The organism is Agrobacterium sp. LY4, assembly GCF_001526585.1.
GTDB lineage: Bacteria > Pseudomonadota > Alphaproteobacteria > Rhizobiales > Rhizobiaceae > Agrobacterium > Agrobacterium leguminum.
In genome coordinates this window covers 291076-303718 of the sequence record NZ_ASYA01000033.1, presented here as the reverse complement: position 1 = coordinate 303718, position 12643 = coordinate 291076, and the positions used below count along the sequence as shown (strand labels likewise).

Annotated in this window: 12 protein-coding genes, 1 pseudogene and 1 riboswitch; of the genes and pseudogenes, 10 read left to right on the top strand and 3 right to left on the bottom strand. The window is 60.7% G+C overall.

The window, feature by feature from the left end; all coding sequences use genetic code 11:
• Window positions 1-12: 12 nt before the first annotated feature.
• From L904_RS21605 to L904_RS21575, 7 genes are all read left to right on the top strand, one after another.
• Window positions 13-954 carry an ABC transporter substrate-binding protein gene (locus tag L904_RS21605; protein ID WP_003520222.1) on the top strand — a complete coding sequence of 314 codons (942 nt, stop codon included), beginning with the start codon at window positions 13-15 and terminating at the stop codon, window positions 952-954.
• Window positions 955-1019: 65 nt separating this feature from the next.
• Window positions 1020-2033 carry an aldo/keto reductase gene (locus L904_RS21600; RefSeq protein WP_020809846.1) on the top strand — a complete coding sequence of 338 codons (1014 nt, stop codon included), beginning with the start codon at window positions 1020-1022 and terminating at the stop codon, window positions 2031-2033.
• Window positions 2034-2037: 4 nt separating this feature from the next.
• Window positions 2038-2859: an amidohydrolase gene (locus L904_RS21595; RefSeq protein ID WP_020809845.1), complete on the top strand. Its 822-nt coding sequence runs from the start codon at window positions 2038-2040 to the stop codon at window positions 2857-2859.
• Between the two features lie 3 nt (window positions 2860-2862).
• A complete protein-coding gene (locus L904_RS21590) occupies window positions 2863-3873 on the top strand; it encodes a zinc-binding alcohol dehydrogenase family protein (protein WP_020809844.1) in 1011 nt (336 codons plus the stop codon).
• The gene (locus L904_RS21585; RefSeq protein WP_020809843.1) at window positions 3870-5003 is read left to right on the top strand and encodes a mannitol dehydrogenase family protein; all 1134 of its coding nucleotides are present in this window, start codon (window positions 3870-3872) and stop codon (window positions 5001-5003) included. Before L904_RS21590 ends, L904_RS21585 begins: the two co-directional genes overlap by 4 nt.
• 11 nt (window positions 5004-5014) lie before the next feature.
• Window positions 5015-5344 (top strand): L-rhamnose mutarotase, encoded by a 330-nt coding sequence (locus tag L904_RS21580; protein WP_020809842.1) that lies wholly within the window; start codon window positions 5015-5017, stop codon window positions 5342-5344.
• Between the two features lie 36 nt (window positions 5345-5380).
• On the top strand, window positions 5381-6658 hold the full coding sequence (locus L904_RS21575; protein ID WP_020809841.1) for an L-fuconate dehydratase: 1278 nt from the start codon (window positions 5381-5383) through the stop codon (window positions 6656-6658).
• Here the strand turns inward: L904_RS21575 and cobD are convergent.
• On the bottom strand, window positions 6640-7686 hold the full coding sequence (cobD, locus tag L904_RS21570) for a threonine-phosphate decarboxylase CobD (RefSeq protein ID WP_020809840.1): 1047 nt from the start codon (window positions 7684-7686) through the stop codon (window positions 6640-6642). The genes L904_RS21575 and cobD overlap by 19 nt on opposite strands.
• Here cobD and cbiB point away from each other — a divergent pair.
• Window positions 7685-8650 carry an adenosylcobinamide-phosphate synthase CbiB gene (cbiB, locus tag L904_RS21565; RefSeq protein WP_020809839.1) on the top strand — a complete coding sequence of 322 codons (966 nt, stop codon included), beginning with the start codon at window positions 7685-7687 and terminating at the stop codon, window positions 8648-8650. The two genes, cobD and cbiB, sit on opposite strands and share 2 nt — an antisense overlap.
• Here the strand turns inward: cbiB and L904_RS21560 are convergent.
• Window positions 8637-10093, bottom strand: a pseudogene (locus tag L904_RS21560) (cobyric acid synthase). The gene cbiB and the pseudogene L904_RS21560 sit on opposite strands and share 14 nt — an antisense overlap.
• Window position 10094: 1 nt before the next feature.
• Complete coding sequence (gene cobO, locus L904_RS21555) at window positions 10095-10712, bottom strand: cob(I)yrinic acid a,c-diamide adenosyltransferase (RefSeq protein WP_031233752.1); 618 nt, start codon at window positions 10710-10712, stop codon at window positions 10095-10097.
• Between the two features lie 134 nt (window positions 10713-10846).
• A riboswitch (cobalamin riboswitch) is annotated at window positions 10847-11062 on the top strand.
• Window positions 11063-11182: 120 nt separating this feature from the next.
• On the opposite strand from cobO, the gene L904_RS21550 reads away from it, so the two are divergent.
• Complete coding sequence (locus tag L904_RS21550; protein ID WP_020809836.1) at window positions 11183-11608, top strand: DUF1636 family protein; 426 nt, start codon at window positions 11183-11185, stop codon at window positions 11606-11608.
• Window positions 11605-12642 (top strand): cobalamin biosynthesis protein CobW, encoded by a 1038-nt coding sequence (cobW, locus tag L904_RS21545; protein ID WP_020809835.1) that lies wholly within the window; start codon window positions 11605-11607, stop codon window positions 12640-12642. The genes L904_RS21550 and cobW overlap by 4 nt, the downstream gene beginning before the upstream one ends.
• Window position 12643 lies beyond the last annotated feature (1 nt).

Genomic DNA, 12643 nt, shown 5'->3' with positions numbered 1-12643 from the left:
ACGGAGGAAGAAATGAAGAAAATTGCGACTGCCCTTCTGACATCCGCAATTGCGCTGTGGAGCGTTTCCACCGTGCAGGCCGGCGAAATCGCCGTCATCGTCAAGACCGTCAACTCCACCTTCTGGCAGAACGTCCAGAAGGGCGCTGATGCGGCGATGAAGAACTCTTCCGGCAATACCATGACCTTCCAGGGTCCGGCTGCCGAGTCCGCCATCGCCGATCAGGTCAACATGGTCGAAAACGCCATCAACCGTAAGGTCGCGGGCATTGTCCTGGCACCTTCAGACCCGGACGCGCTGGTGCCTGCCGTCAAGAAGGCCTGGGAAGCCCGTATTCCGGTGGTTCTGATCGACTCGCAGCTCGCAAAGGGCTCTGAGCAATATTACCAGTCGTTCCTGGCGACCGATAACAAGAAAGCCGGCGAACTGGCAGCGCAGGCGTTGATCGACAAGGTGGGCAAGGAAGGCAAGATCGCCGTCATGTCCTATGTCGCCGGTGCAGGTTCGGAAATCGGCCGTGTCGGCGGTTTCACCGACTACATCCAGATGAACTCCAACCTGAAGATCGTCGGCCCGTTCTATTCGCAGTCGCAGATGGCCACCGCGCTGAACCAGACGACCGACGTTCTGGCCGCCAATTCCGATCTCAAGGGCATTTTCGGCGCCAATGAGCCGACGGCAATCGGCGTCGGCCGCGCGCTCGCCCAGAGCGGCAAGGCCGGCAAGGTCGTCGCCATCGGCTTCGACGGCAACCAGGACCTTCAGGGCTTCGTCAAGGATGGCACGCTGGCCGGTATCGTGGTTCAGGGTTCCTATCAGATGGGTGAAAAGGGCGTAGAGACCATTTCCAAGCTCATTGGCAAGGAAAAGGTCGAGAAGTTCGTCGACACCGGTGTCGTTGTTGTTACCAAGGACAATATCGAAAAGCCGGAAGCCAAGAACGTTCTTTATTGATTGCGTGATGACGCGCCGCTTTGCGGCGGCGCGTCTTTCCAAAGACAAGCTGGAAAGTCCCTGCGATGAAAGTCTCCGATACACGTAAATTGCCGCGCCGCGCCGTCGACGTCACCGTCATGGGTCTCGGTTGCGCCCAGATGGGTAATCTCTACCGCGTCACGCCCTATGAAGAGTCCAAGGGTGCGTTCGACAAGGCATGGGAAAGCGGCATGCGTTATTTCGATACCGCGCCGTTTTACGGCTATACGCGGTCGGAGCGCCGCCTCGGCACCATGGTGACGGAGCATGACCGGAACGAATACACGCTGAGCACCAAGGTCGGCCGTGTGATGGTGCCTGACGAGACCGTCGGTCCGGAGGAGGATGCCTACATAGCGCCCCTGCCGTTCCGCCCGGTCTATGATTATTCCTATGACGGTATCCTGCGCTCCTTCGAGGCAAGCCAGCAACGGCTTGGTGTTCTGAAGCCGGATATTCTTTATGTGCATGATATCGGCTCCTTCACCCATGGCGAAAAGCACCGGCATTACTGGGAGCAGCTGACCACGGGCGGTGGCTTCCGGGCGCTTGGCAAGCTGCGCGAAGAAGGTTCGACGGGGGCCGTCGGCCTCGGCGTCAATGAATGGGAAATCGTCAGCGGCGCCATGGATGTCTTCGATATCGACGTCGCCATGCTCGCCGGCCGTTATACGCTGCTGGAGCAGCAGAGCCTCGCTTTCATGAACCGTTGCGCTGAAAGCGGTGTCGCCATCGTTGTCGCCGGTGCATTCAATTCCGGCATTCTGGCCGGCAACCGCAAATTCAATTATGCCGATGCGCCTGCCGATATTCTCACGCGTGTCGATGCGCTGCAGGGTGTTTGCGAGGAACTCGGCGTATCGCTGCAGGCGGCCGCGCTGCAGTTTCCGCTCGCCCATCCGGCATCTGTCACGGTCGTTTCGGGTGCGCGCAATGCGCAGCAGCTCGCCTCCAATATCGAGTGGTTCGAACAGTCGATCCCGGATGAATTCTGGTCCGAACTGCACAGGCGCGGCCTGATTGCCGAAGGTGCGCCTGTACCGGGCGGAAAGGCCTGAGGCAATGCTCATCGACGCCCACCAGCATCTCTGGCTGATGAAGGATCGCGCCGGGCAGTGGCCGCCGCCGTCGCTCGCCGCCATCTACCGGGATTTTCTCCCCGCCGACCTGTCGCCTTTGCTGGCCGCTGCTGGCGTTTCCGGCACCGTGCTGGTGCAGACGATGGAGACGGCGGCCGACACGGATTTCATGCTGGCGCTGGCGGAAAAGACCGATTTCATAAAGGGTGTTGTCGGCTGGGTGGATATGAAATCCGCCGATGCGGCGAGTGAAATCGCCCGTCGGGCAAAACATCCGGCGTTCAAGGGTGTCCGCCCGATGTTGCAGGGCATGGAGGATGTCGCCTGGATCGATGATCCGGCACTCGATCCCGCCGTGGCGGCCTTGGTGAAGCACGGTCTGGCGTTCGATGCGCTGGTCCTGTCGCCCAATCTGCCGCATCTCCTCGCCTTTGCCCGCCGCCATCCGCAATTGCCTGTCGTCATCGACCATGGCGCGAAGCCGCTGATTGCTACCGGTCACTACAGCAACTGGCGCAAGGATATGGCCGCTCTGGCGGCTCTCCCGAATGTCCATTGCAAGCTCTCAGGTCTGCTGACCGAGCGCGGTGAGCAGCGGCCGGAAGCGGTACGGCCTTATGCCGAGACCATTCTTGAACTCTTTGGCGGCAACCGCGTGATTTTCGGCAGTGACTGGCCGGTGTTGCGGCTGGCGGGCGATTATCAGGCGTGGCTGGATTTCTGCCGAGATATCGTGCCGGCAGAAGACCATGCGGCAGTTTTCGGCGGTAACGCCATTCGTTTTTATTCCCTTTCCCACAGGTGATGCATGCTGGCGATTTTCTGCGAAACCCCAGGTCAACTCGTCTCCAAGGAACTGCCGAAACCAGTGCGTGGCGACGGTGAAGTGCTGGTGCGTATTCGTCGCATCGGGGTTTGCGGCACTGACCTGCACATCTTCACCGGCAACCAGCCTTATCTTTCCTATCCCCGTATCATGGGCCATGAGCTTTCCGGCACGGTGGAAGAAGCGCCGCAAGGCAGCCATCTGTCTGCCGGCGATGTAGTCACCGTCATTCCCTATATCTCTTGCGGCAAATGCAGCGCCTGCCTGAAGGGCAAGAGCAATTGCTGCCGCAATATCGGTGTGCTGGGCGTTCATCGCGATGGCGGCATGGTCGAATATCTGAGCGTGCCGCAGCAATTCGTGCTGAAGGCGGCGGGGCTAAGTCTCGATCAGGCGGCGATGACCGAATTTCTGGCTATCGGTGCGCATGCGGTGCGCCGTGGCGCAGTCGAGAAGGGACAGAAGGTTCTGATCGTCGGCGCCGGCCCGATTGGCATGGCGGTTGCGGTTTTCGCGGTTCTCGATGGCGGTGAAGTGATCATGATCGATGGGCGCACCGACCGGCTGGATTTCTGTAAGGAGCATCTCGGCGTTGCGCATACGGTGACACTTGGCGAAGGTGACAAAGATCGCCTTTCCGAAATCACCGACGGCGATTTTTTCGATGCGGTCTTCGATGCGACCGGCAATCCGAAAGCCATGGAGCGCGGCTTTTCCTTTGTCGGCCATGGCGGTTCCTATGTGCTGGTCTCCATCGTCGCCAGCGATATTAGCTTCAACGACCCGGAGTTCCACAAGCGGGAGACGACGCTTCTCGGCAGCCGCAATGCCACGCCCCAGGATTTCGAGCGCGTCCTGCAGGCGCTGCGGGAAGGCAAGGTACCGGAAGCACTGATCACCCATCGCATGACGCTTGCCGATGTGCCCTCCAGATTCGCTGGCCTGACCGATCCGAAGGCCGGAGTGATCAAGGGCATGGTGGAGGTCGCATGACGCCCGATACGCCCATCCTGCAATTCGGCACCAGCCGCTTTCTTCTGGCGCATGCGGATCTCTTCGTTTCGCAGGCGCTGGATAAGGACGAGGCTCTCGGGCGCATCGCGATTGTCCAGACGACCGGCAATGCGGAGAGCCTGAAGCGTGTTGCGGCGCTAAACAGCGGCGCACCCTACCCCGTGCGTATTCGCGGCATCCGCGATGGGCAGGAAGTGGACGAGGAAATTCAGGGCGGGGCTGTCGCGCGGGCGCTGACGGCTGCGACCGACTGGGCCGAAGTGCGCCGCCTTGCCTGCGAGGCCGACGTCATTCTGTCCAATACGGGCGACCGCGGTTATGAGCTGGATTCGGCGGATAATGCTGGGCTGGCTGGCGATTTCACGATCGTACCGAAAAGCTTTCCGGCAAAACTCTGCATGTTGCTGCTGGAGCGTTTTCAGCGCAATCCGGAAGCGCCTGTGTCCATCTTCCCCTGCGAGCTCGTGCCGCGCAATGGCGAAAAGTTGAAACAGGTCATTCGCCGGCTTGCCGATGAATGGCAATTGCCGGCTGGGTTTGCCTTTTATCTGAATGAGAAGTGCCGTTTCGCCAATAGTCTGGTGGATCGCATCGTCTCCGAGCCTATCGACCCGGTGGGTGCGGTGGCGGAGCCCTATGCACTCTGGGCTATAGAGAAGCAGGACGGGCTTGTCCTTCCCTGCACGCACCCTGCCGTGGTGCTGACGGACGATCTCGATCACTATGAAAAGCTGAAGCTTTTCCTGCTCAATCTCGGCCATTCCTATCTGGCGGAACGCTGGTTGCAGGATGCGCGTGCGAAGGACGAGACGGTGCGTCAGGCAATGGCCGACGATGCTCTCGTTGCGGATCTGGAGATGCTTTGGCGTGACGAGGTTCTGCCGGTCTTTGCCGCTGAAGGCATGGGGGACGATGCGCAGGCCTATATTGGCGTGCTGCGGGAGCGTTTGCGCAATCCCTTTCTCGCGCATCGGCTCTCCGATATCGCCGGCAACCACGATGAAAAGAAGCGCCGCCGCTTTGTCCCGGTCATTGCTGCGGCAGAACGGCTGGGTTTGGACCTGCCGCAGACAAAGCTGCGCGCTGCGCTCGCCACCATCAAGCAATAACGGAGTTTTTCATGCAGCGCATGGGCATGGTCATAGGCGTCAAACCGGAGATGATCGCGGAGTATAAAAGGCTGCATGCAGCCGTCTGGCCTGAAATTCTGGCGTTTATCAGCGACTGCAATATCCGCAACTACACGATCTTCCTGCGCGAGCCGGAAAATCTGCTCTTCGGCTACTGGGAATATCACGGCAGCGATATCAGCGTCGACATGGCGAAGATGGCCGCAAGCCCCAAGAACCAGGAATGGTGGTCCTTCACCATTCCCTGCCAGCAACCGCTCGAAAGCCGGAAGGAAGGCGAGTGGTGGGCAATGATGGAAGAAACCTTCCACCACGATTGAACGATTTCCTTTGACACTGACCGCGAGTGAACGGCCATGACCAAAATTACTGATCTGCGTGTTTTCGACCTGCGTTTTCCGACCTCCCAGAGCCTCGACGGTTCGGATGCGATGAACCCCGACCCGGATTATTCGGCGGCTTATGTCATTCTCGATACCGATGAGCCAGGTCTTAAAGGCCACGGGCTGACCTTCACCATCGGCCGCGGTAACGATATCTGCTGCATGGCCATCGAAGCGATGCGTCATCTGGTCGTCGGCACCAATCTTGCCACCGTCACCGACAACCCCGGCAAATATTGGCGGCATCTGACGAGCGACAGCCAGCTGCGCTGGATCGGACCGGACAAGGGCGCGATGCATCTCGCCACCGGCGCCGTCGTCAATGCCGTATGGGACTTGCTGGCCAAGAAGGCGGGCAAGCCGGTCTGGCAGCTCGTTGCCGATATGAGCCCGGAAGAAATCGCCGATATCGTCGACTATCGTTATCTGACCGACGTGCTGACCCGGGACGAGGCGCTTGCGATCCTCAAAAAAGCCGAAAGCGGCAAGAAGGAACGTATCGAGACGCTGAAGAGCGAAGGTTATGCCTGCTACACGACCTCGGCCGGCTGGCTCGGTTATGACGACGCCAAGCTGCGCCGTCTTTGCCAGGAAGCCATCGATGCCGGATTCAACCATGTAAAGATGAAGGTCGGCCGCGATCTGGAAGACGACATCCGCCGCCTCACCATTGCCCGTGAGGTGATCGGTCCCGACCGTTACCTGATGATCGACGCCAACCAGGTATGGGAAGTAGATCAGGCAATCGACTGGGTGAAGAAGCTCGCTTTCGCCAAGCCATTCTTCATTGAGGAGCCGACCAGCCCGGACGATATTGCCGGCCATCGCAAGATCCGCGCCGCCATCGGCCCGGTGAAGGTGGCGACCGGTGAAATGTGCCAGAACCGTATCATGTTCAAGCAGTTCATCGCCGAGGGCGCCATCGATGTGGTGCAGATCGATAGCTGCCGTATGGGCGGGCTGAACGAGGTGCTGGCGGTGCTGCTGATCGCCGCCAAATACAATTTGCCGGTCTGGCCGCATGCCGGTGGCGTCGGCCTTTGCGAATATGTGCAGCATCTGTCGATGATCGACTATCTGGTCGTATCAGGCACGAAGGAAGGCCGCGTGATCGAATATGTCGACCACCTGCACGAGCACTTCATCGAGCCCTGCGATATCAGAAATGCCGCTTACATGCCGCCGAAATTGCCGGGCTTCTCCATCGAAATGAAGCCGGAGTCGATTGAGACCTACACCTTCGAGGAATAGTCAAAGGATGACAGCGCCTCCTCAACGCGCTGCCACTCCGTTTCGCTACCGGGAAGGCCGAAACGCATGTCGTTCGGCCTTTCATCAAAAATGCGGACCAGAATGCCGTGCCGGCCAAGATGGCTGAACAGGTCTGCGGTGCGGGGATCCCGCACCAGAGTAAACAGCGAGGTGCCGCCGGCAATTGCCAGCCCCGCTTTCTCCAGCATGGCGTTCATGCGCCGGGCGTCTTCGGCAAGGTGCAGACGCATGGATGATTGCCATTCCCCGTCCGCCAGAGCCTGTGTCGCGATATGCAGCGCCGGGCCGGAAACCGCCCAGGGGCCGAGCCTTGCCTCCAGTTCAGCAGCGATATCGGGCTGCGCAATCGCGAAACCCAGCCGAACGCCCGCCATGCCGTAAAATTTGCCGAATGAGCGCAGGACCACCAGCGCATCCTGACCGGCGGCATCTGCGAGGCTTTCGGCAAGTCCCGTCTCGATGAAGGCTTCGTCCACGACGAGCAGCCCACCCTTGCGGCGCATGGCTTCGGCCAGCGACAACAATGCAGCGCGATCCGTGATGCGGCCATCGGGATTATTGGGATTGACCACCACGGCATAGTCATGAGCCGACATCGCGTTGATGTTTTCCACCTCGGTCACAGCCAGCCCGGCCATGCGTGCGGTCCGGGCATGTTCCGCATAGGCGGGTGAAAGCACGGCGCCGCTCTTGGCCCCGCGGGCGATAGCGATCTGAGCCAGCAATGGCATCAGCATCTGGGTGCCGGGGGAAAGCGCCACATGCCGGGCGGAAGGCGCATCGAAATGCGCCGTCGCCAGATGTTTCAATTCTTCGGCGGCGTCCGGTTCCGGCAGGCGGGCGAATGCGCTGGCAGGGATCGGCGAATGCGGGTAATAGTGCGGATTGATCCCGGTCGAAAGGTCGATCCATGGTTCCGGCGCTTCAGGAAACATCAGACGCGCCCTGCCGAGATTGCCGCCATGACGGATCGCAGCTTTCGCCTTTTCTGGTACTGTCTCGCCCATGTTTTTTGCTCTCGCTTTCCTGTCGCTCGTGATCGAACGCCTGACCGGCTATCCGGACTGGCTGTTCAAACGCATCGGCCATCCCGTCACCTGGATCGGTTCGCTTATCGCGCTGCTGGACAAAAAATGGAACCGGGAGAGCGCGTCATTTTCACAGCGTAAGGGGGCTGGTGTGGCGGCTCTCGTCGTTTTCGTCGGGCTGACGCTGCTTGTTGCATGGTTAGCGCAATCCGTTCTCCTCCTCATGCCCTTTGGCCTTTTGCTGGTCGCCGTGCTTGGCGCTTCGCTGCCGGCGCAGAAAAGTCTCGAGCAACATGTGGAGGCTGTCGCCACTGCGCTGGAGCGCGAGGGTGTGGAAGGCGGCCGCAAGGCGGTATCGATGATCGTCGGGCGCGATCCGCAAAAGCTGGACGAGGCGGCAATTTGCCGTGCGGCGATCGAAAGTCTGGCCGAGAATTTTTCCGACGGCATCGTCGCTCCCGCCTTCTGGCTCGGCCTCCTGGGCCTACCGGGCGGCGCGGCCTACAAGGCGATCAATACGGCCGACAGCATGATCGGCCATCGCTCACCCCGTCATGAGGCTTTCGGCTGGGCCTCCGCCCGGCTGGACGATCTGGTCAATCTGCCGGCCTCGCGGCTGAGCGGCGTTCTTTTCGTTGTCGCGGCGTTTTTTGTTAAGGGCGCATCACCCGGCGGGGCCATGGCCGCGATACGTCGCGATGCCCACCATCACCGTTCCCCCAATGCCGGCTGGCCGGAGGCGGCGCTGGCTGGCGCTCTCGGCTTTGCGCTCGCAGGGCCGCGCTCCTATGGCGGGCAGATGATCGAGGCGCGTTTCATGTGCGAAGGCGGCAGGGCGGCGCTGGTTGCCGGCGATATTCGCAGGGCGCTGCGGCTCACACGGGTTGCCGACCTGTTGTTGATCGGCCTGCTGGGACTTCTGGCGATCCTTATCGCGCTATAGCGAGCAGACGGTCGAGATCGAGGTGCTGTTCCATATGCGCCGCAAGGCGATCAAGAACGGCGTCCACCTGCGCATCGTAGTTTAGTTCCGTGTTCTGTCCGCCAAGCCGCTCAAGCCACGCGCCGCGTTGGCGGTCGTCCGAAAACAGGCCGTGAATATAAGTGCCGAAGATGCGGCCGTCAGGCGACACAGCGCCGTCTTCATGCCCATCAATTTTTGAAAAAGGCAGGCTGTCGGTCCGCTCGCGGTTTCACCGACATGCATTTCATAGCCGGATAAATCAATTCCGTCGAAACTCTTCCCTGTAACGGAAACCAGCCTTTTGTCGCCCGTCAGAACAGTGTCGACATCCAGCAGGCCGAGCCCGTCGACTGTTGCCGGCGCTCCTTCGATGCCTTCGGGATCGGCAACTGTTTTCCCAAGCATCTGGTAGCCGCCGCAGAGGCCCAGAACATGGCCGCCACGTCTCACATGCGCCTTGATATCGATGTCGAGTCCCGTATTCTTCAGCACGGCAAGATCGGCGATGGTGGATTTCGAGCCGCAAAGCAGCACCAGCCGGCAATCGGCGGGAATGGTTTCGCCCGGCCGCACGCGGATCAGTTCGACATCCGGTTCCATGTCCAGCGGATCGAGATCGTCGAAATTGGAAATATGCGGCAGAATCGGCACGGCGATGCGGATCTTCGCGTCAGGTTTCCGCTCAGCCGGGCCGGAAAGCCCGAGAGCATCCTCTGCCGGCAACTTAGCGGCATCGGAAAAATGCGGCAGGAGCCCGATGGAGGCCCAGCCGGTTTTTTCGGCAATCATGCGCATGCCGTCTGAAAACAGGGCCGGATCGCCGCGAAAGCGATTGACGATAAAACCTTCGATCATCGCCGCGTCTTCAGCTTCGAGCACGGCTTTGGTGCCGACGAGGCTGGCGATGACGCCGCCCCGGTCGATATCGCCGATCAGGATCACAGGCGCGTCCGCAGCTCTGGCAAAACCCATATTGGCGATATCATTGGCACGCAGGTTGATTTCGGAGGCGCTGCCTGCGCCTTCCACCAGCACCAGATCGGTCTGTTGTTTCAGGCGGTCGAAGCTTTCCAACACACGCGGCATCAGCCCGGCCTTCATGTGCTGATAATCGGCCGCTTTGGCATTTCCGGCGATCTTGCCCTGCACCACCACCTGTGCGCCGGTCTCGCTCTGCGGCTTCAGGAGCACCGGGTTCATGTGCACGGAAAGCGGCACGCCCGCCGCCCGTGCCTGCAGCGCCTGCGCACGACCAATCTCGCCGCCATCGGCGGTGACCGCCGCATTGTTCGACATGTTCTGCGGTTTGAACGGCATGACGGACAGGCCGCGCCTGACGAAGGCACGGGCAAGGCCGGCCACCATCAGCGATTTGCCGACATCCGAGCCGGTTCCCTGAAACATCAGCACGCGTGCAGCCATATCAGAATTCTATCCCCGCCTGCGCCTTCACGCCCGCCTTGAAGTGATGTTTCACGAGGGTCATTTCCGTCACCATATCGGCCGCGTCGATGAGCGGTTGCTTGGCGTTGCGGCCGGTAACGATGACATGCAGATCGGGCCTGCGGCTGGAAAGCGTTTCGACCACCTCTTCCAGCGGCAGGTAATCGTAACGGAGCGCGATGTTCAGCTCATCGAGGATCAGCAGGCCGATGGTCTCGTCGACCATCAGGACCTTGGCTTCTTCCCAGGCCTTTGCCGCCGCTGCGACGTCGCGTTTCAAATCCTGTGTGTCCCAGGTGAACCCTTCGCCCATGGTGCGCCACACGACCTTGTCGCCGAACAAAGTCAGCGCCTGCTGTTCTCCCGTCGACCATGCGCCCTTGATGAATTGAACGACGCCCACCCGCCGCCCGGTGCCGAGCATGCGCAGGGCAAGGCCGAAAGCGGCGGTGGATTTGCCCTTGCCGGGACCGGTATTGATCATCAGCAGACCTTTTTCGATGGTCTTTTCCGCAACCTCGGCGTCCTGCATCGTCTTGCGGTTGACCATTTTCTGTCGGTGACGTTCGGCTTCGCTGTCGCTGATGTCGCGTGTCATCGCGTTTTCCTTTTCATCCAGCGGCGCGGGACCCGGTGCCCCCGCCATTCGGAGCGGCGACTATACCCAATTTGCCGCACCCGGCAATGTGCGGGCCACAGGGCCGCGGCATTGACCCCCACGCCCGTTCAGCCTAAGGGTAACGGACTGACGGTCTTTTCCCGGCAACGGGAAAAGCTAAGAGGGAACACGGTTCCAGCCCGATTACCGGGTCATTCCGTGGCTGCCCCCGCAACTGTAAGCGGTAAGCCCGCACCGTAAAGCCACTGGACACCTCAACGGGTTCGGGAAGGCGGTGTCAGGGTGTAAAGCCGCGAGCCAGGAGACCTGCCGTTTCAGGAAAAACGTCTGCCGGGCGGGGTGCTCCGGTCAGTCGGTTAGATCGAGCATCCGGTTTGCGCCTGTCCGCATACCGTATTCGACATCCGCACCCCCGAGATTTTTTTGCAAGGCGCGGGAAACGATACGGTTTGGATATTTCAGCGACATCTTCATGTGCAGGCGGAAACACGCAGGACGAAACGGCGTCCGGCGTGATCGTCTTCGTTTGCAGAAGCTGTCGCGATGAAGCCGAGCCCAATGCCGAACCGCGCCCCGGCTCACGCCTCGCCGATGCCGTCATCGCAAAGGCGGAGGAAACGGGTGTCACCGTTCGTTCCGTCAACTGCCTCGCCAATTGCAAGCGCGGGCTTAGCGCCGTGCTGCGCAGCGCCAATGGCTGGTCCTATGTCTTTGGCGGGCTGACAATAAGTGACGCGGAAGATTTGCTGACCGGCGCACGGCTGCTGGCCGCTGCTCCCGACGGCCTGATGCCCTGGCGCGGTCGCCCGGAACCCTTAAAGCGCGGCATGGTGGCGCGCATTCCCCCATTCGATTTTACCGAGGAGAGATCATGAGCACCCTTCTGGACCGCGTTCCCTGCACCATCGTCACCGGCTTTCTGGGGGCTGGCAAAACCACGCTGCTGCGCGGCCTTCTCGAAAAGCTGGACGGCAAGCGGCTGGCGATCATCGTCAACGAATTCGGCGATATCGGCATCGATGGCGAGATTCTCAAAGGTTGCGGTATTGAAAGCTGCCCGGAAGAAAACATCGTCGAACTGGCCAATGGCTGCATCTGCTGCACGGTGGCGGATGATTTCCAGCCCGCCATCGAACAGATTCTGAGCCGCCAGCCGAAGGTGGAGCATATCCTCATCGAAACTTCCGGCCTCGCCCTGCCGAAGCCGCTGGTGCAGGCCTTCCAGTGGCCGGCGATCAAGAGCCGCGTGACGGTGGATGCCGTCGTGGCCGTGGTGGATGGCGCCGCCCTTGCCGAAGGGCAGGTGGCGCACGACATGGAAGCGCTCGCGGCCCAGCGGGCCAATGACGAGGCGCTCGATCACGATGACCCGGTCGAAGAGGTTTTCGAGGATCAGGTCGCCTGCGCCGATCTTATCGTGCTGACCAAGGCCGATCTTCTTGACGATGCCGGCCTGAACAAGGCCAAGGCGCATGTTCTCGAACATCTGCCGAAGGCGGCAAAGATCGTCGTGGCTTCCAATGGCGCCATCGACCCCGCCGTGCTGATCGGTCTTGGCCTTGCGGTGGAAGAGGATATCGAAAACCGCCGTACCCACCATGATGGCGAACTCGACCATGAGCATGACGATTTCGACAGCTTCGTCATCGATCTGCCGGCCGTGACCGACCCGGAAGCGCTGGCAGCCCGTATCGCCGAGACGGCAGCTGCGGAAAATGTCCTGCGCATCAAGGGCTTCATCGAGGTTTCCGCAAAGCCGATGCGCCTGCAGGTGCAGGCTGTCGGCAGCCGCGTCAACCATTATTACGACCGGCCCTGGGCTGTGGGTGAGGAACGCCGCAGCCGCCTCGTCGTCATCGGCGAAAAGGGCATCAACCGCGAAAAGATCGAACAGATGCTGGCCGCCTGAC

Bases quoted from the DNA above. Each gene is read 5' to 3' on its own strand.
- L904_RS21605 (WP_003520222.1), top strand. From the start codon at position 13: ATGAAGAAAATTGCGACTGCCCTTCTGACATCCGCAATTGCGCTGTGG.
- L904_RS21600 (WP_020809846.1), top strand. From the start codon at position 1,020: ATGAAAGTCTCCGATACACGTAAATTGCCGCGCCGCGCCGTCGACGTC.
- L904_RS21595 (WP_020809845.1), top strand. From the start codon at position 2,038: ATGCTCATCGACGCCCACCAGCATCTCTGGCTGATGAAGGATCGCGCC.
- L904_RS21590 (WP_020809844.1), top strand. From the start codon at position 2,863: ATGCTGGCGATTTTCTGCGAAACCCCAGGTCAACTCGTCTCCAAGGAA.
- L904_RS21585 (WP_020809843.1), top strand. From the start codon at position 3,870: ATGACGCCCGATACGCCCATCCTGCAATTCGGCACCAGCCGCTTTCTT.
- L904_RS21580 (WP_020809842.1), top strand. From the start codon at position 5,015: ATGCAGCGCATGGGCATGGTCATAGGCGTCAAACCGGAGATGATCGCG.
- L904_RS21575 (WP_020809841.1), top strand. From the start codon at position 5,381: ATGACCAAAATTACTGATCTGCGTGTTTTCGACCTGCGTTTTCCGACC.
- cbiB (WP_020809839.1), top strand. From the start codon at position 7,685: ATGTTTTTTGCTCTCGCTTTCCTGTCGCTCGTGATCGAACGCCTGACC.
- cobD (WP_020809840.1), bottom strand. From the start codon at position 7,686: ATGGGCGAGACAGTACCAGAAAAGGCGAAAGCTGCGATCCGTCATGGC.
- cobO (WP_031233752.1), bottom strand. From the start codon at position 10,712: ATGACACGCGACATCAGCGACAGCGAAGCCGAACGTCACCGACAGAAA.
- cobW (WP_020809835.1), top strand. From the start codon at position 11,605: ATGAGCACCCTTCTGGACCGCGTTCCCTGCACCATCGTCACCGGCTTT.